Here is a 21,815-nt window from a genome sequence, read left to right on the forward strand (position 1 = left end):
TTACTTCGGCGCAGGCTTACCGGCCCCGATCGCGTGGCTCTCCAGGCCTTCCTTGGGCAACAGCAAGGCCAGCACTACCACGCCCAGGCTCACGACCAGCATGGTCACGAAGGTCAGGTGCAGCGAGCCTCCCAGCGCCAGGCGGATGCCGGCGTCCGTTGCGGCCGTGCCGTGCGAGCCTTGCAGCAGCAGGCGCAACTGGTCGTCGGTGAAGGCCATGGCCCCGTCGCCGCGGGTAAGCCCGAAATTGAAGACCGCTCCGAAGAAGGTCGCACCCAGCGCGCTGCCGAGGTTGCGCGAGAACACGTTCGACGCCGTGGCCACGCCGCGCTGCGCCACGTCCACCGCTTCCTGGATGAGGATGAGCGAGGCCAGGCTCATCACGCCCATGCCCAGCCCCATGATGAAGGAGCCGACAGCCGCGAGCAGCGGCGTGCTGCCGGCCGACAGCAGCGCGAACGCCGCCGTGCCCACCGGAATGAGCGCCCCGCCGATCAGCACCATGCGCCACAGGCCGATGCGGTGGAAGGTGCGCGAGGTCAGCGTCGCGCCGATGGGCCAGCCCAGCATCACCATGGTGAGGGTGAGCCCGGCCGTGACCGACGAGCGCTGCAGCACCACCTGCACATACATCGGCAGGAAGGTGGTGATGCCGATCAGCACCATGCCGCCCAGCATGGCCGCGCCGTTCACGGTGGCGATGATGCGGGCACCCCACAGCTTGAGCGACACCATCGGGTCGGCGGCGCGGCGCTCCTGCATCACGAACAGCACCAGCGTGATGGCGAAAACCACCGTCCACAAGACGGCACTGCCGGTGTCGCCAATGCCGAAGTCGGTCAGCGCGATCATCAGCGCAGCGATGCCGATGGTGAACAGCACCGCACCCACGATGTCGATGGACGAGCGCCGCACGGTAGGCGCCTCGTGCAGGTAGAGCCAGAAACCCGCGGCGGCGGCCAGCCCGATGGGCACGTTGACCCAGAAGATCCACGCCCACGACAGCTTCTGCACGATGAGCGCGCCGATCATCGGCCCCACCACCGCCGACACCGCCCATACGCTGGCCAGGTAGCCCTGCACCTTGCCGCGCTCGCGCGCCGGGTACAGGTCGCCCACGATGGTGAGCGACACGGGCTGGATTGCGCCGGCGCCGATGCCCTGGATCAGCCGGAAGCAGATCATGGCCGGCATCGACCACGCAAAGCCCGCCAGCACCGATCCGATGACGAACACCGCGATGCCCACGAACATGATGGGCTTGCGCCCGTACAGGTCGGAGAGCTTGCCGAACACCACGGTCATCGCGGTCTGCGCCAGCAGGAAGGATGCGAACACCCAGCTGTACAGGTGCAGGCCGCCCAGCTCCGAGGCGATCTGCGGCATCACGGTGGAAACGATGGTCGCCTCGATGGCCACCATGGCCATGGAAGCCATGATCGACGCAATGACCAGGGGGCGTCTTGTTGTTCTTGATGGAGATGTCATGAGCGGTGGATGCTATAGACGGCACGAGCCCCTGTCCGCTGCTCAAGCTCTCGGGGCCTCATGACCGGCGCGTGCTGCGCCATCAGCTCGGCCACCCAGTCGATGAAAACGCGCAGCTTGGCGCTGACATGCCGGTTGGGCGGAAACGCCAGGTACAGCGGCATCGGGTCGAGCCGCCAGTCGTGGAACAGCGGCACGAGTTCGCCGCTGGCCAGGTGCGCCCTGGCCATGTAGTCCGGCAGCCAGAGCACCCCCAGCCCTGCCAGGCCGGCCGCGAGGTAGGCATTGCCGTCGTCTACCGAGAGCACGTAGCGGCCCTGCACTTCGATGTGCTCGCCGCCTTCTTCGCGATGCATCGCGTACGGAAAGGTCTTGCCGTCGCGCGACCACAGGAATCCCACGATGCGGTGATGCGTGTCTTCCAGCTCGCGCGGATGCGCTGGCGTGCCGGCGCGCTCCAGGTAGGCCGGAGCCGCATACACCCCGAGCTGCAAGTCGCCCACGCGACGCGCCATCAGCGACCGGTCGGTGAGTTCGCCGCCGCGCACCACGCAGTCCACGTTCTCACCGATCAGGTCCACCATGCGGTCGCTCACGCCCATGTCGAGCTGGATGTCGGGGTAGCGCGCATGAAAGGCCGGCAGCGCCGGCACCAGGATCATGCGTGCCAGCGGGCTGGGCACGTCCACCCGCAGCCGCCCCCGTGGCGACGCCGAGGCGTCCGACAGGCTGGTCTCGGCATCGTCCATGTCGGCCAGCAGGCGCACCACGCGCTCGTAGTAGGCCGCGCCGTCGGCCGTGACGTTCACCTTGCGCGTGGTGCGGTTGAGCAGCTTCACGCGCAGGCGCGCTTCGAGCTGCTGCACCAGCTGCGTCACGGTGGTCTTGCTCATGTGCAGCGTATCGGCCGCCTTGGTGAAGCTGCCTGCCTCCACCACGCGGGCGAAGGCCTGCATCGCATCGAAACGGTCCATGTGCGCTGCTCCTGTAGCTTCCGGGATTGTTTGGCTTTTCCAAACAGTGATTGTTGGCCTTGCCGGTTTATCGGAACGCCGGGGCTGCCTAAAGTCCCTTCATCGTCATCAATCAGAGCAGGAAGAAAGCAATCCATGGCCCAACGCGACGTCGTTTTCCCGCCCGGGCGCCAGGCGCTCTATGAAAAGAACCGCTATTCGCCGGCGGTGCGCGCCAACGGCTTCCTGTTCGTCTCCGGGCAGGTGGGCAGCCGCGAGGACGGCTCGCCCGAGCCGGAGCTGGAGGCACAGGTGCGCCGCGCCTTCGGCAACCTGAACGCGGTCCTGGCGGCCGCGGGCTGCACCTTCGACGACGTGGTGGACGTGACCGTCTTCATCGTCGATCCTGAAAAGAACTTCGAGAAAATCTGGAAGCTGGTGCCCGAATATTGGGGCGAAGCGCCGCACCCCACGCTGACGGGCATCGGCGTGACCTGGCTCTACGGCTTCCAGTTCGAGATCAAGGTGATCGCTCAGCTCCCGGCGCTCAGTGCCGAGGTGTTGTCGTAGATGTAGCGCCGCGACCAGGGCAGCGTCTTCGCCGCCCTGCCCGCCTTGCGCCCGACGATCTGGTAGATCGCCACGTCGTCGTTCTCGAAGGCATAGGCGCAGCCTGCGAGGTAGATGCGCCAGATGCGGAATTTTTCTTCGTCGACGAGTTCGCGCGCCTTCGCTGCGTTGGCTTCGTAGGCGTCGCTCCAGCAGCGCAGCGTCTGCGCGTAGTGGCGGCGCAGGTTCTCGACGTCGAAAGCCTCGAGCCCGCCCTGCTGCATCGCCTGCAGCGCGAGGCTGATGTGCGGCAGCTCGCCGTTCGGAAACACGTAGCGGTCGATGAAGTCGCCGCCGCCATAAGACACGCCTCCGCCCTCCGGGTCCGACGAGGTAATGCCGTGGTTCATGACCACGCCGTCGTCGGCCAGCAACTGCTGCACGCGCTTGAAGTAGTCGGGCAGGTTCTTGCGGCCCACGTGCTCGAACATGCCGACGCTGGTGATGCGGTCGAACTGGCCGTTCACGTCGCGGTAGTCCTGGAGGCGGATCTCGATGCGGTCTTCCAGGCCCGCGGCCTTCACACGCTCGGTCGCCAGGTCGAACTGGTTCTGCGACAGCGTCACGCCCACACAGCGCGCGCCGAACTTCTGCGCCGCGCGGATCACCAGCGCGCCCCAGCCGCAGCCGATGTCGAGCAGGGTCTGGCCCGGCTTGAGTTGGATCTTGGTGAGGATGTGGTCGATCTTCTTGAGCTGCGCTGTCGCGAGGTCTTCGTCGCCGTTCTCGAAGTAGGCGCATGAATACACCATGTTCGGGTCGAGCCACAGCTGGTAGAAGGCGTTCGACACGTCGTAGTGGTACTGGATCGACTTCTTGTCCGACGACCTGGTGTGCGTGAAGTAGCGCGCCATGTTCTGCAGCGCGCCACCGGGCTTGTCGATGGAGGTCCTGGCGAGCCCGTAGGCGATGTCGATGACGTCGCTGAGCTTGCCTTCGATGTCGATCTTGCTCTTGACATAGGCCTCGCCGAGGTTGTCGAGCGTGGGCTGCAGCATCAGCGACAGCGCGGCGGGCGACTTGACGTGCAGCGTGACCGCAGGCCCGCTGAAGGTGCCGAAGTCAAAGGACTGTCCGTCCCACAAGGTTAGCCGCGCTGGCAGGTTGGCGCGTGCGCGGACACCGGCGCTCCACTGCGCCAGCTTCTTTTCCCAAAGCATGCATTTCTCCGTGTTGTTGGGTTCCCCCGTTCGAATGAGCGGGCTGCTGCAGCGATCAAAACAATAGCGAAATTCTGTGAGTCCTGCATGGTCGTGACGACGCAAGAAATCGCAGCAAGTGCTAGAAGGCGTCCTGCTGCCCTTGCGTCGCCTTGTCGGGTGCCGGCGCATCGCTCGCCTCAATGAAGATGCGCTTGATCATCGGGAACCGCGCGCGCACCTGCCGCTCGATGGCCGCGATGGCGTCGGCCGCGTCTCCGGTCTGCGTGTCGTCCCTGAAGTTCACGTCGACGACCACCAGCACCTCGTCGGGGCCGATGTACATCGACAGCACGCGGCCCACGTCTTTCACGCCCGGCTGTTCCATGGCAATGGCGCGGATGGCGCGCGCCGTCTCGGGCCGGATGCCCTCCCCGATCAGCAGGCCGCGCGCCTGGCTGACGAGAAACACCGCCACGCCCGCCAGCAGCAGGCCGATGACCACCGAGGCCGCGCCGTCGAGCTCCGGCATGCCGAGCGAATGGCTGAAGTAGATGCCAAGCGCCGCCACCGCCAGCCCCGCCAGCGCGGCAGAGTCTTCGGCCAGCACGGTGTAGGTGGTCGGGTCCTTGCTGCGCTCCAGCGCCTGCCAGAAAGGCTGCCCGCGTGCCTGCGCGCGGAACTCCTTCAGTGCGATGAAGAAGCTCGTGCCCTCGAACAGCGCCGCGGCCGCGAGCACGACGTAGTTCCATGTCGGGTCGCGCATCGGCTCGGGGTGGCGGATGTGCTGAACGCCCTCGAAGAACGACACGCCGCCGCCCAGCCCGAAGATCAGCACCGCGACGATCAGGCTCCAGAAGTACAGCTCCTTGCCGTGCCCGAAGGGATGCTCCTGCGTGGCCGGCCGCTTGCTCAGGCGAAGCCCTACCAGCAGAAGCACGCCGTTGAAAGTGTCGACGGCCGAGTGGATGCCTTCGGACAGCATGGCCGAGCTGCCGGTGATGCCCGCCACCACGAACTTGGTGATGGCGATCGCAACGTTCGCACCGATGGCGCCGTAGATCGCGACCTTCGATTCAGCCATGAAGCGAACCGGCCGCGCGCGTCATGCCGCTTCCATCGAGGCCGCCGCGAGCGCGTCGTTGCCCGCCTCGCCGAGCCAGCGGCGCTTGTCGCGCAGCGGCGGCGCGCCGAACATGCGGCCGTACTCGCGCGCGAACTGCGACGGGCTTTCGTAGCCCACGTTGTGCGCCGCCGAGGCCACGTCGGCACCGGCGATCAGCATCTGCCGGCGCGCCTCCTGCAGCCGCAACTGCTTCTGGTACTGAAGCGGGCTCATGGCGGTGACGGCCTTGAAGTGGTGGTGGAACGACGACACGCTCATGTGCACCGCGCGCGCCATGTCCTCCACCCGCAGCGACTGCGCGTAGTTCACGCGCAGCGCGCTGATGGCCTTGGCGATGCGCTGGGTGTGGCTGTCCTGCAGCGCGATCTGCCGCAGCCGCGCGCCTTCGCCGTTCACCAGCAGGCGGTACATGATCTCGCGCTTGATGAGCGGCGCCATGATCGGCACGTCTTCCGGCGTTTCCAGCAGCCGCAGCAGGCGCAGCACCGGCTCCAGCACCGGCATTGCGATGCGGTTGACGTACATGCCGCGCGAGGCCGGCGCGTTGGCCTTGGCGGGCAGCTTCTCGTCGCGAATCAGCTCGCCGATGTCGTCCAGCGCCAGCTCCAGCCGCAATCCGAGGTACGGCTCGTTGTTGCTGGCCACGCGCACCTGCCCGCACACCGGCAGGTCGACCGAGGTCACGAGGTAGTGCATGGGGTCGTACACATAGATGTCGTCTCCCACGATGATGCGCTTGGAGCCCTGCGCGATCAGCCCGAGCGCCGGGGACGCGAAGGCGTGCTTCGGGCCTTCGGGCTTGCTGATGCAGAACACATGCAGGCCGGGCACGGCGGTGATGACGGTGCCGTCCTGCCCGCGCATGACGTGCTTGAGCAGTGCCACCAGCTCCTTGCGGGCTTCGTCGATCTCGGGTTCGAGCGGCATCGGCTGGGCCGGCTGGCCAACCACGGCGTTGATTTGGGGTGTTTCGTCGGACATGTTCGGGGCCTTGTCGCGATGGGGGCCGCGTAGCGGCCCGTGGAGGAATGAGCGGTTTGCAGCTTAGCGCCCCGTCCGCAAATTCGCACGCGCCGCAAAAGAGCTCTGGAGAATCAGGCAAATACTTTGCAGGAACGCGCTCGCCTCGCCAGGGTCCGCAGCCGGATACTTTTCGCTGTCGCCCCGGGCCGACCGGCTCCGGAGCGCCTTCAACGCAAAGGAATCACGCCATGCAATACCGCAAATTCGGCCGCACCGGCCTCCTGGTTTCGGAACTGTGCCTGGGCACCATGACCTTCGGCGGCTCCTCCGGCATCTGGGGCCAGATCGGCAACCTGCAGCAGGCCGAGGCCGAAGGGCTCATTGGCCGCGCATTGGACGCCGGCATCAACTTCATCGACACGGCGGATGTGTACTCCGAAGGACTGTCGGAGGAAATAACCGGCCAGGCCCTGAAGAACCTCAAGGTGCCGCGCGACAGCTTCGTGCTGGCGACCAAGGTGCTGGGCGAGACTGGCAGCAAGGGCGTCAACTCGGCCGGCGCCTCGCGTTTTCACATCATGGACGGCGTCAAGGCCAGCCTGAGGCGGCTGCAGCTGGACCATATCGATCTGTACCAGATCCACGGCTTCGACCCGCTCACGCCCATCGAGGAGACGGTTCATGCGCTCGACACCCTCGTGCGCCACGGCCATGTGCGCTACGTGGGCGTGTCGAACTGGGCTGCCTGGCAGATCGCCAAGGCGCTGGGCATCGCCGAGCGCGACCGGCTGGCGCGCTTCGAGTCGCTGCAGGCGTACTACACCATCGCCGGGCGCGACCTGGAACGCGAACTGGCGCCCATGCTGCGCAGCGAAAACGTCGGCCTGATGGTCTGGAGCCCGCTGGCAGGCGGCCTGCTGAGCGGCAAGTTCGGCCGCGACGTCGAGGCGCAACAAGGCAGCCGCCGCACCACCTTCGACTTCCCGCCGGTGAACATCGACCGCGCCTACGACTGCATCGACGTGATGCGCCAGCTGGCCGAGGCCCGCAAGGTGTCGGTGGCGCAGATCGCGCTGGCATGGCTGCTGCACCAGCAGGTGGTGACCAGCGTGATCATCGGCGCCAAGCGCGCCGAGCAACTGGACGACAACATCGCCGCCACCGCCATCAAGCTGACGCCCGACGAACTGGCCACGCTGGACAAGGTGAGCGCGCTGCCCGCCGAGTACCCGGGCTGGATGCTCGAGCGCCAGGGCGGCGCGCGGGCCACGCGCCTTGCGGAATCAGGCCAGCGCGGCTGAGGCTTCGTGCGCTTGCGAGGCAGCGAGGCGCGCGGCGTGGGCCGCCGTCGCGCGCAGGGCACGCAAGTCGATGTGGCGGGCCGCCTGCGCGGCATCGGGGTGCGCCAGGTGGGGCACGATGCCCAGCAACGGCGCACCGAGCCGGGCCCGCAGCGTCTGCAGGTTGGCCTGCGGCGACAGCATCAGCGGATCGACCATGCTGGCCACCCAGCCTGCGAGCACCAGCCCGCGCGCGCGGATCGCCTCGGCGGTCAGCAGCGCATGGTTGAGGCAGCCCAGCCGCAGCCCGACCACCAGGATCACCGGCAAGCCCAGCGCCACCGCGAGATCGGCGCTGTCCAGGTCGTCGCCGAATGGCACGCAGAAGCCGCCCACGCCCTCGACCACCACCGCATCGGCGCGCGCCGACAGTTGAGAGAAGGCCGACAGCAGCGGCTGCAGCGCGATGCGCACGCCCTCTTCCCTGGCCGCGAGGTGCGGCGACATGGGCGCACGAAGCAGGTACGGGCAGCGCAACGCCATCGGCGCATCGACGTTGCCGGCTTCTTGCAGGCGCGTGACGTCCTCGTTGTGCCATTCCCCGTCGATCTGCTCCAGGCCCGCGGCCACCGGCTTCATGCCCACCGCGCGCAGGCCTGAGCCGGCCAGCAGGCTCAGCATCGCGCTGCTGACCAGCGTCTTGCCGATGCCGGTGTCGGTGCCCGTGACGAACCAGCGGCGCGGCGTCATGCGGCCTCCTCGCAAGGCTGCTGCGCGAGCGCCTGCCCCAATGCGTCGATCAGCCGCGCCACGTCGGCCTCCGTGTGGCTGGCCGACAGCGCGATGCGCAGCCGGGCGGTGCCCTCGGGCACGGTCGGCGGGCGGATCGCGCCGACGCGCAGGCCCTGCGCATCGAGCAGCGCCATCGTCTGCATCGCGCGTGCGTTGTCTCCGACGATCAGCGGCTGTATCGCCGTGGGCGAAGGCGGCAGCCACACGCTGCCATCGCGGGGCAGCACCTCGGCCAGCCCCTGCCGCAGCTGCGAGATGCGGGCCCGCAGCCGGCCGCGCCGCTCGTCGCCCTCCTCGCCTTCGATCAGAGAAAGGCTCGCGAGCAAGGCATGCGCGACCGCCGGCGGCGCGGCCGTGGTGAAGATGTAGGGCCGCGCGCGCTGCACCAGGTAATCGATGACGGTGCAATGCGCCGCCACGAAGGCGCCCGCCACGCCCGCCGCCTTGCCCAGCGTGCCCACCAGCATCAGCCGTTCGGAGCGCAGCCCCATGGCTTCGAGCACGCCGCGCCCGGTGGCGCCCAGCACGCCGAAGCCGTGCGCATCGTCGAGCACCAGCCAGGCGTCGTGCCGCTCGGCCAGCGCCAGCAGTTCGGCCACCGGGGCAATGCATCCGTCCATGCTGAACACCGCGTCGCTCACGATGAGCTTGACCGGCGCATCGCAGGCCCCGAGCTGCGCGTCGAGCGCGGCCACGTCGCGATGCGGATAGCGCTCGACGCGGGCCTTGGCCAGCCGCGCGCCGTCGATCAGCGAGGCATGGTTGAGCGCCTCCGAGAAGATCACCGCCTCCGCCCCGCCCAGCGCCGACAGCACCGCGAGGTTGGCCATGTAGCCGGTGCAGAAGAACAGGCTGCGCGCCTCTGGGATGAACGGTGCCATCCAGTCCGCGAGCCGTTCTTCGAGCTGCGCATGCGCCCGCGAATGGCCCAGGATCAGGTGCGAGCCGCCGCTGCCGGTGCCGTACAGCGCTGCGCCTTCGGCCCAGGCCGCCGCCAGTGCGGGATGCGCGGCAAGGCCCAGGTAGTCGTTGCTGCTGAAGCCGAGCATGGTGCGCGGCGCCGAGGCTCCGTGCAGCGTGAGCGTCTGCCGGGGCGCGCAGGCGGTCTCGGCGATCTGGCGGCGGCGGCGCAGCGATTGCGCGTCGAGCGCGGCAATCTCGCCTTGCAGGCGCTCAAGCAAGCGCGACATCGCGGGCTCCTTCCTGTGCGCCGGTGACCTCTACTGCCTTCAGCGTGGCCAACGTGCCGTCGACCAGCAGGTCGATTTCGCCGTCGCCGATGGCATACGGCGGCATCAGGTAAACGGTGTTGCCGATCGGGCGCATCAACAACCCGTGGTCTCGCGCCGCCATATGGAAGCGCTCGGCGAAGCGCGCGCCCGGCTCGCGCACGTCGAACGCGGTGATCAGGCCCTGCTGGCGCAGGTGATCGACCGGCAAGCCCTCGAGCCCTTCGCGCAGCCTTTGCAGCAGGCGCGCGGCGCGGGCGCGGTTGCGCCGCAATACATCTTCGCTTTCGAACAGGTCGAGCGTGGCCAGCGCCGCGCGGCAGGCCAGCGCGTTGCCGGTGTACGAATGCGAATGCAGAAAGCTGCGCCCCGCATCGTCGTCGACGAAGCCGGCGTAGATGTCGTCGCGCGTCATCACCAGCGCGAGCGGCAGGTAACCACCGCTGATGCCCTTCGACAGGCACAGGAAGTCCGGCCAGATGCCGGCCTGCTCGCAGGCGAAGAAGCTGCCGGTGCGGCCGCAGCCGACCGCTATTTCATCGGCGATCAGGTGCACTTCATGGCGGTCGCACACCGCGCGCACGCGGCGCAGGTATTCGGGGTCGTGCATCGCCATGCCGGCGGCGCATTGCACCAGCGGCTCGAGGATGACGGCGGCGATGCTGTCGCGATGCCCGGCCAGCAAAGCTTCGAGTTCGGCGGCGGCGCGGCGCGCCACGTCGGCGGGGCCTTCGCCCGGTAACGCGCCGCGCGCGTCCGGCGAGGCGACGAGATGCGCGTTTGCGAGCAGCGGCGCGTAGGCGTCGCGGAACACCGGCACGTCGGTGACGTGCAGCGCGCCCAGGGTCTCGCCGTGGTAGCCCTGGCGCAGCGCCACGAAACGCTGCTTGCCGCCACGCCCGGCATTGCGCCAGGCATGGAAGCTCATCTTCAGCGCGATCTCCACAGCCGAGGCGCCGTCGGAGGCGTAGAAGCAATGGCCCAGCGCATGGCCCGTGAGCGCTGACAGGCGCTCGGCCAACTCCACCGCCGGCGCATGCGTGCAGCCCGCGAGCATCACGTGCGGCAGGGTATCGAGTTGCGCCTTCAGCGCGGCGTTGATGGCCGGATGCGCATGGCCGAACAGGTTGACCCACCAGGAGCTGGTGGCATCCATGTAGCGCTTGCCCTCGTGGTCGAACAGCCAGACGCCCTCGCCGCGCGCGATGGGCAGCGGCGGCGCGGCTTCGAGCCGGATGCTCTGGGTGCACGGGTGCCATACATGGCGTCGGCTGCGTTGCTGCCAGCCGGCATTGCCGGGAGAAGAATCGGTCGTTGAAGGCACCAGCGCATTCCTTTGAAGAGGGACTGAGGCGCGGGATCGTATAGACGCATCACGCTGCGGGCAAACGGGCTTCGAGGGCGTGACAAGACGGTGTGTTGGGCGATGTTGGCAGGGGTAGAAAGCACGTTGGAGTCAGCGTCGCGCAAGACAACCGCATCGTGCAAGCGGGCCAGCATGCGGGCTCGTTGCAAGTTGTCAGGCTTCCGCCAGAGATCGCAGTGGAATGTCCGGTTCTCGCTGGCAAGCGAAGTGTTTCCGCACTATTCGGCCATGCTTCTGGCGCATTTCCAACATCGCTAGCTTGGGCTTTTTCTCACCAGCGCGGTGATGTAGCCACGCAGCGTGATCGCGCCGCGCTCAGGCCGCTGCGGCTCGAACGTGCTTTCGAGCGTCAGGCGCGTCATCGCCGCATAAGACCTGGCTGCAGCGTTCGAGAAGCCCAGCGCCTCGAATGCCGGCACCCATTGCGCCTGTGGCGTCTGCACTGCCTCCACCGATCGCCCCAGCGCCTCGGCAAAAGCCGCCGCCACGTCGGCGGACGAGTAGCGCGCCGGCCCTTCGACATAGTGCGGGCCGGAAGACTCGGCCGGCCCCAGCATCAGCTTTGCAGCGAACTCGCCCAGGTCGTGTGGCGCGACCACCGGCAGCGTGAACTCCGGCGGGTACATGGTGTGCACCTTGCCCTCTTCACGCGCGGTCTTCAGCGACGCGTCCCAGTTGCTCATGTAGTAGGCAGCGCGCAACGCGCTGAACGGCGCCGGCCCGGCCTGCAGCGCTTGTTCCATCTCGTAGAGCACGCCGAGGTCGCCGATGCCTTCGCCGGGCTGCGCGCCATAGACCGATTCGGCCACGATCTTCTCGGGCCTGCAGCCCTCGAGCGCGGCCAGGATCGCTCGCAAGCTGCGGCGCTCCTCGGCGACCGTGTCGGTGGACGGCGGCGCCGGCGGGTTCAGCACGAAGATCCTCTTGCCGCCCTGGAACACACGGTGCAGCGCGGGCGTGTCGAACACATCGACCTCCGCCACGCGCGCGCCCTTGCGGCGCAGCGCCTCGGTCTTGCTCGCATCGCGCGTCAGCACGGTGACGGGTTCGTTGCGCGCGAGCAAGGCCTGCGCGAGCGCCGAGCCGACATGACCCGTCGCGCCAAGAATGATGTGCATCGCCAATTCCCCCGACGCTCAGCCGCGCTTCTCGGCGTTGCGCTTGCGGGTGGCGGCTGCCTTTTTGGCCGACGCGGAACGCTCGGCGGCCGTGCGGTGCGCCGCAGCGGCGCCGCCCAGCCGGCCGCCCTTGCGCGCGGGCGCATGGTTCTCCGCCCTGCCACGGCCGGAGCCCGACTTCTTTCCGCCGCCGGTCTCGGCATTCACCGTGGCCCAGGCGCGGCGCTCGGCTTCGGCCTTGCCGGCGCCGCGGTGTTCGTAGCCTTCCTCGATGTGCTCGGCCTGCCGCTTCTGCTTGTCCGAATAGGACGACTTGTCGCCTCTTGGCATGTTCGTGCTCCTGCAAGGTTGAGGAGCTTCCGATGCTGTAGACGCACGCCGCCTTGCGGGTAAGAAGACGCAAGCGCCTCGCGTAAGCGCTGTCTGTCTTCTGTCAAGGGGGTGTCAGGAGGCCGGCTACGCCACTCACGCCGGGGCGCTGGCAAGAAGCGGCGCCGGTGCCAGCGAAGCCACCATGGCCAGCAGCGTGTCGCCGAAGCCGCCGCGTGCACGCGCATCGGTGCGCGCGCTGGTGATGACGCGCGGGCCGGCGCTCCAGGCAATGCGCGCACCGCTGGCCTGCAGCGCCTCGACCAGCGCCACGTCTTCGCTGCAGGCCAGCGGCGCGAAGCCGCCGGCACGGCGATAGGCCTCGGCCGCCACGCCGAGGTTGGCGCCGTGCACATGCCGGTGGTTGTCGGCATGCGTGTAGCGGCTGTCGAAATGCGCCCTCGCCCGCTCGCCTTCGGCGCCGAGCACGCTCCAATCGTCGACGCTGACGCAGCCGCACACCGCGTCGGCGTTTTCGGCGAGTTGCATCGCCAGCCAGTCGGGGGCGACCACGGTGTCGGCATCGGTGAAGGCCAGCCATCGCGCGCCGGCCTCGATGCACAGCTCGGCACCACGGGCACGCGCAATGCCGACGTTGCGCACGTCGAGCGCCAGCCGCGCCACGCGGTGCTGCTCGGCGATGCGGTCGCTGCCATCGGTGCAACTGTCGAGCACCACGATCACGCCGACCGGCTCGCCATCCAGCGCGGGATGCCGCGCCGCCGCCCAGACTGCGGCCAGCGCCGCGCCCAGCCGTTCGCATTCGTTGTGCGCGGGAATCACGACGCCGATCATCGGATGCCCTCGCGTTGCGCCACCGAGCGGCCGTCGCGTGCCCATACATGCAGCACGAAATCGTCTTCCTCGTGAAGCACCAGGCATGCGAGACCCAGTGCGCCGAGGATGCCGTGCACCTCGTCCGTCGGCAGGCTTCGCTGCTCGAAGCCGGGCCGCCAGTCGCAGGCCACCAGCGTGCCGTCGGCGGCCAGAGAGGCCTCGCAGCATTCGGCCACGCGCTGCATGTCCGCGCGCTGCAGGAAGTAGCCGACTTCACTGAGCACGATCAGGTCGAAGGGGCCGGCGTCACGCGGCCAGTCGCCGGGCAGCACGTGCTGTTCGACACGCACGTTGGGCAGTTCGCGGGTGCGCTCTTGCGTGATCTGAACCGCGCGGTCTGAGAAATCGCTCGCCAGCAACTGCCCGCAGCGTGGCGCGAGCGCATGCGTGAGTTCGCCGGCGCCGCAGCCGGGTTCATAGGCCTTGCCGTAGTGCTGCCGCGGCAGCGCGGCCAGCAGCACGTTGCGCTTGCGGGCTTCGTACCAGCGCTCGCGCAATGCGTAGGGGTCGTCGCTGGACGCGTAGAGTGCGTCGAAATACGGGCGCTTTCCCTCGGTCACAGGAACACCACCTCGTATGGCCGCGCGGCGCGTTGCACGGTGGTGTCGCGCAACACCGGGCCGGAGCCGGTGGAAGCGTCACTCCGCAACTGGCTGGTGAAGGCCTGTACCGCCGCACGCTTGCGGCGCACGGCCTCTTCGCTGAGCAACAGGCGAAAGGCGTGCTGCCACGGCATGCGCGCATCGCCGGGCCGCGACCAGTGCCAGCCCCATACCGGCACTTCGACCAGCCGAGCGCCCGCGCTCGCGGCGGCCATGGCACAGGCCTCACCGGTGGCTTCATGGTCGGGATGGCCGTCGTGACGCCAGGTGGTGAACACCACGTCGCGTGGCCGCAGCAGCGACACCAGGCGCGCCGCGAGCACCGCCCGCATCGCCTTCAGGCCGCCATCGGGCATGCCCAGCCGGGCGGGCTCGATGCCGTCCAGCCCCAGCCGATGCAGTGCCCGCAGGCTTTCGCGCGGGCGGGCCTGCGCGAGCCGCTCGGCCGGCCATTCGGTGGACCCCTGATGGCTGGCGGTGCCGTCGGTCACGGCGATCACTTCGACCGGCGTGCCGCTGTCGGCCAATTGCGCGAGCAGGCCACCGACGGACAGAACCTCGTCGTCGGGATGTGGCGCCACGACGACCGCGCGCGAACCTGCGGGAACCAGATCGTGCGGCGCAACCGTGGGCAGGCCTGCCAGGCCGGGCCAGTTGCTCCATTCGGCTTCGGTCGTGCCTTCGCCGCGGATGGCTCGGCTTTCTACAGCGTCCATGGCGACGTCTCCTCTTCGGTGCTTTTGGTGATGACCAACTGGCCGAGCGCCGCAAGGTCGCGCTCGGCATGGCTCTGGCGCAGGAACACGGGCAGATCGGCCATGGCGCGCGCGAACTGCGGTTCACGGCACAGCGGACCGGCACCGACCGCGCGGCCGGCGTGGTGCATGAGGTCTGCGGCAGCCCGCTCGACAGCGAGCCGGGTCCGCATCGCGACGCGCTGCGCGTTGTCGCGCGGATGGCGGTCGATCCATTCGGCGGATTCGCGCAGCAAGGCAGCGGCCCCGCCGAGTGCAACCTCTATAGCGCCCAGATGAGCTTGCCTGTGGGCATCGGCCTTCGGCCCGGTGGATTCGCGAACCCGCCGAGCAATGCCGAGCGCGCCGCCAAACCAGCAGGCAGCGATGCCCGCCCCGCCCTGCCAGAAGCCCGGGCGCCGCGTGTAGTCGCCGGGCTGGCCGATCAGCACGGCCCGTGCGTCGTCGAAGCGCACATCGACACTGGCGCTCGCGGCCATGCCGACGGCATGCCAGCCTTCACCGGTCACGCGGACGCCGGGCTGGTCCATCGCGACTGCGGCCAGGCACGGCTCGCCTTCAGCGTTCCACCCACTGACCACGGCATGCGTGACGCTGGCCGCGCCGGAGCACCAGGCCTTGGTGCCGTTCAGCCGCAGATCGCGCGCTCCTTCAGCCGCTTCGAAGACCACGCGCGCATCGGGCGGCTCCGCGCACCACGTGCCCCAGCGCGCGCCCGCAGGAACGGCCGGCCCACCACCAAGCTCGGCCAGGATGGCGAGAGCATCTGTGTGGCCTTCGAAGAGCTTGACCAGCGAGAGATCGTGCGCCGCGACCGCTGCCAGCACGCGCCAGCGCGCGATGGTCTGGCCGCTGCCCGGTAGCGGCAGTACGTCGATGCCCGCGTCGACCAGCTGCTTCAGCGCCAGATCGCGGCCGTGCCGAAGTGCGAGGGAGGCAAGGACATCGGCGGGTGCGGCATCGAACATGCGCCGACCTTAGGGAGACCCCAGGCCGGGTTTCGTCGGCGGGCGGCGTCGCGCCCTGTAGGAGCACGGCTGCCGGGGTTCGTGGCGCCTCAGCCTTTCAGAACTTCGGCCAGGTCCGCCTTCAACGAAGTCGCACGCTCGGGCGCGCGTGCCAGTCCGGCATCGACCAGCGCCCGCGCCCGTTCGAGATCACCCAGGTGCACGGCGATGCGTGCCAGGTGCATGGCGTTGCGCGCGTGGATCTCGTGAGGGTCGGTCTCGCGCAGCAGCTGCTCGAAGCTCTGCGGATAGCTGCCGTACCGGGCGAAGAACGCGCGCCCGGGCCCCGCCCACTCGCGAACGACGAGATCCACATTCGCTTCGGCCTCATCTTTGGTCTGGCCATAGAGCCAGTCGGAACCATGGCCGGGCGGAGGTTCCAGCCGGTCGCGGAACACGCAATGCGCCTCTTCCACCGCATCGGGGGCCACCTTGCCGCCGCCTTCCGTCGGCAGGAAATCGAGGTGCGCGCCAAGGTTCAGGTAGCAGTTCTTTCCACCGCTCGCGCCCTGCACGTTGAACACATGGATCATCGGCCCGTCGATGCGCCTCAGCGTCTGGCCCGTGCCTTCGAAGCCTTCGGCCTTCAGCACCGGATAGAGTTTTTGCGAGAGCAGCTTGAGGAAGGCGGCGCGGTTCATGGTCTGCTTGTTTTCCTTGTTCGCAAGGTGATGGAGTAGCGCAGCGCCTCGGTCGGCGCAATGGCATGTTGCCATGCCCAGCGCGCCGGCCCGCGCAGCAGGTACACCGAGCGCGGCTCGATCAGGAATTCGAGAGCGGCCGGCCCCGAGGCTGCCGCGCCGAGCACGTAGGGCCTGAACTGCATCACCGCGTCGTTGTGCAGAGAGACGCCGATGATGTCCTCGAAGTCGGGCACGTCGCGGTGCCAGCCCAGCGGTGTGCCGGGCCGGTACTCGGCGATCAGCACGTGGCTGAGGTCTTCGGGCCCCATGCCGGCCCATGCGGCCACCTTGGCCCGCAGCGGATGCAGCGCCTCGGGCAGCGGCGCGCCCGGCTTGAGGCGGTTGGTGTCGAAGTCGTAGCTGCCGCCGAAGCTGGTGCCGCGGCGCCGCGCCGTGTATTCCTTGTAGCGCATCTCCTTGAGCGGCAGGCCCTGCACGATTCGCAGCAGTTCGGCCTCTTCGGCGGCGCACAGAAAGCCGCGCTCGTAGCGCAGGCCCTCGATGGCCGCCACCGGCGCCTCGCCGAACAGGTCGGGCTGGGCGGCATGCTCGAGGCGTCTGGCGGTGCGCATCTTCCTTGTCACCTGCCTTCAGTCACGGTTCCATGGTCGCCATCTGCGTCCCCGGCCATTCGCACATGCCACCAGCGCGGCAGCAGTTCGCGGATCTCGGCGCGCGCGAAGCGGTCGTCCAGCAGATGCAGCACGCCCCTGTCTTCCTCGGTGCGGATCACGCGGCCGGCGGCCTGCACCACCTTCTGCAGGCCCGGGTAGAGGTAGGTGTACTCGTAGCCCTTGCCGAAGCGCGTCTGCATGCGCTCGCGGGTGATCTCGTTGAGCTCGTTGTATTGCGGCAGCCCCAGGCTGGCCACGAAGGCGCCGATGAGCCGGCTGCCCGGCAGGTCGATGCCCTCGCCGAAAGCGCCGCCCAGCACCGCGAAGCCGATGCCCTGCCCGCCTTCCTCGAAGCGCGCGATGAAGCCGTGGCGCTCGGCCTCGCGCATGCCGCGCGTCTGCGTCCACACCGGCACGCCGGGGTGCCGCATCGAGAAGGCGGCGCAGGCTTTCTCGAGATAGTCGAAGCTGCTGAAGAACGCGAGGTAGTTGCCCGGCAGGCGCTCGAACTGCGCGCCGATGATGTCCGCCACATTGCGCAGCGAGCCCGCGCGGTCGCGAAAGCGCGTCGACACATCCACGGCCACTTCCACACGCAGCTGCGCGCTGTGGAACGGCGAGGCCACGTCGAGCAGCGCGGTGTCTTCGGGCAGGCCGAGTGCGTCGCGGTAGAACTCGAAAGGCGACAGGGTGCCCGAGAAACAGGTGACCGACGCCGCCTCCACGAAGCGCCCTTGCAGGAACGGCGCAGGCACCAGGTTGCGAATTGCCAGCCGGCGCGCCTGCTGCGTGGCGCCAAGCGTGCGCTCGAACACCGAATGGTCGCCGAAGGCCTCGGCCAGCCGCGCGAAATGCAGCGCGTCGAAGAAGAAGCGCTGCAGCGGCCCTTGCGAGGCATCGGGCGTGGCCGCGAAGTGCTCGGCCATGGCGGTGTTGGCCGCCTGCAGGGTGCGAAGAAAGCGCTCGGGGATCTCGTCGCCGGTTTCGTAGTCGGCCTGCTGCGACTGTTGCACGGTGTCCCACTCGCGGAATACGCGGGCCAGCGGACCGCGCAGCGCTGCGGGGGCCATGCGATGGGCTTCCTCCAGCGCGCCGCCGTCGAGCTCGGCGGTGTACATGCCGCGCGCGCGTTCGAGCAGGTTGTGGGCCTCGTCCACCAGCACGGCGGCGCGCCAGTCGGCCTCGCGCATGGTGGCGTAGAGAAAGGCGCTGCTGTCGAAGTAGTAGTTGTAGTCGCCGACGATGGCGTCGGCCCAGTGCGCCATTTCCTGTGCGAGGAAATAGGGGCAGACCTCGTGCGCAAGGCCGATGTCGCGCAGCGCCTGCCGGTCGAGCCAGGCCACCTGCGCGGCCTGCTCGCGCGCGGCGGGCAGCCGGTCGTAGAAGCCCTTGGCGAGCGGACATGCATCGCCGTGGCAGGCGCGATCGGGGTATTCGCAGACTTTTTCGCGGGCCGCGAGTTCGAGCACGCGCAGCCGGCCCTGGCCGCGTCCCTTGTCGAGCACCCGCAGCGCGTCGAGCGCCACCGGCCGGCCCGAGGTCTTGGCCGTGAGAAAGAACAGCTTGTCGATCTTGCGGCCGGCACGCGCCTTCAACAGCGGGAAGATGGTGGCCAGCGTCTTGCCGATACCGGTGGGCGCCTGCGCCATGAGGCAGCGGCCGCCCGCGCCCGCGCGATAAACGGCCTCGGCAAGCTCGCGCTGGCCGGCGCGGAAGCTTCCGTACGGAAACACGAGCGCGGCCAGCGTGCCATCCAGCGCGGCGCGATGCGCGGCTTCGCTTTCGGCCCAGGCGGCATAGCGGCCGCACAGCAGTTCGAAGTGCTCGCGCAGGGCCTCGCGGGTGTGGTGCTCTTCGAGCACGGTCTCGTCACCGGTGGCAAGGTCGAGGTAGACCAGCGCGACCGTCATCTCGTCGAGGCCGTCCCGCTCGCAGAGCATCCAGCCGTAGGTGCGGGCCTGCGCCCAATGCAGCGCGCGGTGGTTGCCACGGATGGCGTCGAAGTCGCCGCGGAAGGTCTTGATCTCCTCCACCCTTGCCTTGTGGAATTCATAGCCGTCGGCACGGCCGCGCACGTGCACTCCGCCGCAGGTGGCTTCCAGACCGACCTCGCATTCATAGTCGCCGCCGCGCCGGTGCTGCACCAGCGCGTGGCCGGCCATGCCTTCGAGCGCGCTGGGCGCGGGCACGAAGCGAAGGTCGAGGTCGCCCGCCTTCGCGCCGAAGGCGCACAGGGCCTTGACGGAAACGGTGTGAGCAGCCGGATGGAGGGGTTCGGAGTCCATTGCGAAACAACTGGATGGATATACAGATGTTATCGCCGACCGGGGCCAAGGACCAATCCTGGCGGCTGCTACGATGCCGCACCGGGGAAAACAGCCTCCCGGCCTGCAAAGCAAGACGGTGTCCCGTCCAAGCGCTGGAGACCCACAACCGAGCATCCCGTGGACACTGCCTTGCCCGACGCCCCCCCCGCGCCTTCCGCGCCCCCTCAGCCCGTCACTTTTGCCGAAGCCTTGCGCTTCTGGCTCAAGCTCGGCTTCATCAGCTTCGGCGGTCCCGCCGGCCAGATCGCGATCATGCACACCGAGCTGGTCGAGCGCCGCCGCTGGATCAGCGAGAAGCGCTTTCTGCATGCGCTGAACTTCTGCATGCTGCTGCCCGGCCCCGAGGCACAGCAGTTGGCCACCTATATCGGCTGGCTGATGCACAAGACCCGCGGCGGCATCGTCGCCGGGGCGCTGTTCGTGTTGCCTTCGCTGTTCATCCTGATCGCGCTGTCATGGATCTACCTCCGCTTCGGCAACGTGCCCGCAGTGGCCGGCGTTTTCTACGGCATCAAGCCGGCGATCACTGCGCTGGTCTTGCATGCGGCCCATCGCATCGGCAGCCGGGCATTGAGAAACAGGTGGATGTGCGGCATTGCCGCCGCGGCCTTCGTGGCGATCTTCGCGTTCGACACGCCGTTTCCGGCCATCGTGCTGGCGGCCGGCCTGATCGGGTATTTCGGTGCAAAACGGGCGCCCGGAGTTTTCGCGCTGGGCGGCGGCCACGGAGCGGCCCGGCAGAGCTACGGACCCGCGCTGATCGACGACGACACGCCCACGCCGCCGCACGCACGCTTCTCGCGCTCTCGGCTGGTCAAGGTCCTGGGCATCGGCCTGGGCCTGTGGCTCGCGGCCATGGGCATTCTTGTCGCCGTCCAGGGGCTGGACGCGACCCTCACGCAGATGGGCTGGTTCTTCACCAAGGCCGCATTGCTGACCTTCGGCGGCGCCTATGCCGTGCTGCCCTACGTCTACCAAGGGGCAGTCGATCAATACCACTGGCTGACAGGCGCGCAGATGATCGACGGGCTGGCCCTCGGAGAGAGCACGCCCGGCCCGCTGATCATGGTCGTGGCTTTCGTCGGCTTCGTCGGGGGCTGGCTGCACAGGGTGCTGGGGCCTGATTCGCTCTTCCTGGCGGGTGCGCTGGCCGCCACCGTGGTGACCTTCTTCACCTTCCTGCCGTCATTCGTCTTCATTCTGGCCGGCGGCCCCGCCATCGAAGCAACGCACGGCAAGCTGGGGTTTACCGCGCCGCTGTCCGCCATCACTGCGGCGGTGGTGGGCGTGATCCTGAATCTGGCGTTCTTCTTCGCCTATCACGTGCTGTGGCCGCAGGGCTTCGGCGGCCACTTCGACGCCATGTCAGCGGCAATAGCCGTGGCTGCAGCCATTGCCTTGTTCCGCTTCAAGGTCAGGGTGCTGCCGCTGCTGGGTGCCTGCGCGATGCTGGGACTGGTGCTTTCCCTGCTGATCCCTGGCTAGTCAGTGCGCGTGCCGATGGTGGGCGTCCGGCACATGCGCATGGGCATGCCGCAGCGGCTCGTGCACATGGGGATGGCTGTGGGCGCCCGACGGCATGACCTCGTGGGTGTGGTCGTGGTGACCGTCGTCATGGCGGTGCGCGTGTTCGTGCGCGAGGCGCTCGTGCGCATGCTCGTGGCCATGGGACTCCATCAGGTGCAGCACCACGCCGAGCATCATCAGCACGCCGCCCGCCGCCATCATCCAGGTACCGCTTCTATCGCCGAGCGCAATGGCAAAGGCCGCACCGATGAACGGCGCAAAGGCGAAGACAGAGCCGGTGCGCGCAGCGCCGAAGGCTCTCTGCGCAAGCAGGTAGAAGCGAAGGCTGAGCCCATACCCGGTCGCGCCGACGGCGAACAGGATCACCGCCGAAGCCGGCGCAGGTGCCGGCTCCTGCAGCAACCGGCCCAGCAAAGTAGCCGCCACCGCGCCGATGGCCGCCTTTCCCAGCACGACCTGCCCAGGGTCGCGTTCGGCCAGCGCGCGCGAAAGCGTGTTGTCCACGCCCCAGGCAGCAGTCGCCACCAGCACCGCCAGCATTCCCCAGAATTGCGCACCGCCGTTTCTGCCCTGGTCCAGAACCAGGGCCACGCCACCCGCGAACAGAAGCAGCATGGCGGCCCATACGCGCCTGTCCATCGTCTCCTGGTAGAGCAAGCGCGCCAGCAGCGCCGTGAACAGCGCCTCCAGCGTCAGCATCAGCGAAGCGCTGGTGCCGCCTGTGTGCTGCAGTCCCCAGGCAAGGGCGACCGGGCCGATCAACGCGCCGAACATGGCCATCAGCAGGAGCCGGGGCAGATCGGCGCGCACCATGCGCGCTTCACGCTCCACCCGCTGGCGGGTCGCGAAGCCGACAGCCGCCGCACCAGCATAAAGAAGCGCCGCGGTCGTGAACGCCCCCATGCCCTGCCCGAAATGCTGGACGAGCGGCGTGCTGATGCCGAAAAGAGCGGCAGCGAGCAATGCGAGCAGACCGCCCTTCACGGCGGGGAGGGAGAGATGGCGGGCGGTCATGGTCGGTTATCTGGTGG

Annotated in this window: 21 protein-coding genes; 3 read left to right on the forward strand and 18 right to left on the reverse strand. The window is 68.5% G+C overall.

Annotated elements, in window-relative coordinates; translation table 11 throughout:
* The gene (locus ACWV14_RS17495; protein WP_454902829.1) at nt 1-1,488 is read right to left on the reverse strand and encodes an MFS transporter; all 1,488 of its coding nucleotides are present in this window, start codon (nt 1,486-1,488) and stop codon (nt 1-3) included.
* A complete protein-coding gene (locus tag ACWV14_RS17500; RefSeq protein WP_454902830.1) occupies nt 1,485-2,462 on the reverse strand; it encodes a LysR substrate-binding domain-containing protein in 978 nt (325 codons plus the stop codon). Before ACWV14_RS17500 ends, ACWV14_RS17495 begins: the two co-directional genes overlap by 4 nt.
* Before the next feature lie 135 nt (nt 2,463-2,597).
* On the opposite strand from ACWV14_RS17500, the gene ACWV14_RS17505 reads away from it, so the two are divergent.
* Nucleotides 2,598-3,011, forward strand: coding sequence for a RidA family protein (locus ACWV14_RS17505; RefSeq protein ID WP_422086783.1), 414 nt, complete (start codon nt 2,598-2,600; stop codon nt 3,009-3,011).
* On the opposite strand, the gene ACWV14_RS17510 is transcribed toward ACWV14_RS17505, so the two are convergent.
* The 3 genes from ACWV14_RS17510 to ACWV14_RS17520 form a co-directional block, all read right to left on the reverse strand.
* Nucleotides 2,975-4,210, reverse strand: coding sequence for a class I SAM-dependent methyltransferase (locus ACWV14_RS17510; RefSeq protein WP_454902831.1), 1,236 nt, complete (start codon nt 4,208-4,210; stop codon nt 2,975-2,977). The two genes, ACWV14_RS17505 and ACWV14_RS17510, sit on opposite strands and share 37 nt — an antisense overlap.
* A 121-nt stretch (nt 4,211-4,331) precedes the next feature.
* The gene (locus tag ACWV14_RS17515; protein WP_454902832.1) at nt 4,332-5,273 is read right to left on the reverse strand and encodes a cation diffusion facilitator family transporter; all 942 of its coding nucleotides are present in this window, start codon (nt 5,271-5,273) and stop codon (nt 4,332-4,334) included.
* Between the two features lie 21 nt (nt 5,274-5,294).
* Entirely contained in the window at nt 5,295-6,296 is a 1,002-nt protein-coding gene (locus ACWV14_RS17520; RefSeq protein ID WP_422086786.1) for an AraC family transcriptional regulator, read from the reverse strand.
* 230 nt (nt 6,297-6,526) lie between these two features.
* Here ACWV14_RS17520 and ACWV14_RS17525 point away from each other — a divergent pair, with 230 nt between their 5' ends.
* A complete protein-coding gene (locus ACWV14_RS17525) occupies nt 6,527-7,579 on the forward strand; it encodes an aldo/keto reductase (RefSeq protein WP_454902833.1) in 1,053 nt (350 codons plus the stop codon).
* Here ACWV14_RS17525 and bioD read toward each other — a convergent pair.
* The 12 genes from bioD to ACWV14_RS17585 form a co-directional block, all read right to left on the reverse strand.
* Nucleotides 7,562-8,308: a dethiobiotin synthase gene (bioD, locus tag ACWV14_RS17530; RefSeq protein WP_454902834.1), complete on the reverse strand. Its 747-nt coding sequence runs from the start codon at nt 8,306-8,308 to the stop codon at nt 7,562-7,564. The two genes, ACWV14_RS17525 and bioD, sit on opposite strands and share 18 nt — an antisense overlap.
* Complete coding sequence (gene bioF / locus ACWV14_RS17535; protein ID WP_454902835.1) at nt 8,305-9,540, reverse strand: 8-amino-7-oxononanoate synthase; 1,236 nt, start codon at nt 9,538-9,540, stop codon at nt 8,305-8,307. The genes bioD and bioF overlap by 4 nt, the downstream gene beginning before the upstream one ends.
* Complete coding sequence (bioA, locus tag ACWV14_RS17540) at nt 9,524-10,903, reverse strand: adenosylmethionine--8-amino-7-oxononanoate transaminase (RefSeq protein ID WP_454902836.1); 1,380 nt, start codon at nt 10,901-10,903, stop codon at nt 9,524-9,526. Before bioA ends, bioF begins: the two co-directional genes overlap by 17 nt.
* Before the next feature lie 296 nt (nt 10,904-11,199).
* A complete protein-coding gene (locus ACWV14_RS17545) occupies nt 11,200-12,063 on the reverse strand; it encodes an NmrA family NAD(P)-binding protein (RefSeq protein ID WP_454902837.1) in 864 nt (287 codons plus the stop codon).
* Between the two features lie 18 nt (nt 12,064-12,081).
* Nucleotides 12,082-12,393 (reverse strand): plasmid stabilization protein, encoded by a 312-nt coding sequence (locus ACWV14_RS17550; RefSeq protein ID WP_454902838.1) that lies wholly within the window; start codon nt 12,391-12,393, stop codon nt 12,082-12,084.
* A gap of 135 nt (nt 12,394-12,528) precedes the next feature.
* A complete protein-coding gene (locus ACWV14_RS17555) occupies nt 12,529-13,227 on the reverse strand; it encodes a glycosyltransferase (RefSeq protein WP_454902839.1) in 699 nt (232 codons plus the stop codon).
* Nucleotides 13,224-13,829 (reverse strand): class I SAM-dependent methyltransferase, encoded by a 606-nt coding sequence (locus tag ACWV14_RS17560; protein WP_454902840.1) that lies wholly within the window; start codon nt 13,827-13,829, stop codon nt 13,224-13,226. Before ACWV14_RS17560 ends, ACWV14_RS17555 begins: the two co-directional genes overlap by 4 nt.
* Nucleotides 13,826-14,587 (reverse strand): PIG-L deacetylase family protein, encoded by a 762-nt coding sequence (locus tag ACWV14_RS17565; protein ID WP_454902841.1) that lies wholly within the window; start codon nt 14,585-14,587, stop codon nt 13,826-13,828. The genes ACWV14_RS17560 and ACWV14_RS17565 overlap by 4 nt, the downstream gene beginning before the upstream one ends.
* Nucleotides 14,575-15,594: an acyl-CoA dehydrogenase gene (locus ACWV14_RS17570; RefSeq protein ID WP_454902842.1), complete on the reverse strand. Its 1,020-nt coding sequence runs from the start codon at nt 15,592-15,594 to the stop codon at nt 14,575-14,577. Before ACWV14_RS17570 ends, ACWV14_RS17565 begins: the two co-directional genes overlap by 13 nt.
* Before the next feature lie 89 nt (nt 15,595-15,683).
* Nucleotides 15,684-16,274 (reverse strand): DUF4304 domain-containing protein, encoded by a 591-nt coding sequence (locus ACWV14_RS17575; RefSeq protein ID WP_454902843.1) that lies wholly within the window; start codon nt 16,272-16,274, stop codon nt 15,684-15,686.
* Nucleotides 16,271-16,888 (reverse strand): alpha-ketoglutarate-dependent dioxygenase AlkB, encoded by a 618-nt coding sequence (locus ACWV14_RS17580; protein ID WP_454902844.1) that lies wholly within the window; start codon nt 16,886-16,888, stop codon nt 16,271-16,273. The genes ACWV14_RS17575 and ACWV14_RS17580 overlap by 4 nt, the downstream gene beginning before the upstream one ends.
* An 8-nt stretch (nt 16,889-16,896) precedes the next feature.
* Nucleotides 16,897-19,215 carry a helicase C-terminal domain-containing protein gene (locus ACWV14_RS17585; protein ID WP_454902845.1) on the reverse strand — a complete coding sequence of 773 codons (2,319 nt, stop codon included), beginning with the start codon at nt 19,213-19,215 and terminating at the stop codon, nt 16,897-16,899.
* 159 nt (nt 19,216-19,374) lie between these two features.
* On the opposite strand from ACWV14_RS17585, the gene chrA reads away from it, so the two are divergent.
* The gene (chrA, locus tag ACWV14_RS17590; protein WP_454902846.1) at nt 19,375-20,742 is read left to right on the forward strand and encodes a chromate efflux transporter; all 1,368 of its coding nucleotides are present in this window, start codon (nt 19,375-19,377) and stop codon (nt 20,740-20,742) included.
* Here the strand turns inward: chrA and ACWV14_RS17595 are convergent, their stop codons facing one another.
* Nucleotides 20,743-21,798 (reverse strand): DMT family transporter, encoded by a 1,056-nt coding sequence (locus ACWV14_RS17595; protein ID WP_454902847.1) that lies wholly within the window; start codon nt 21,796-21,798, stop codon nt 20,743-20,745.
* Nucleotides 21,799-21,815: the final 17 nt, after the last annotated feature.

It is taken from the genome of Variovorax durovernensis (assembly GCF_977011995.1).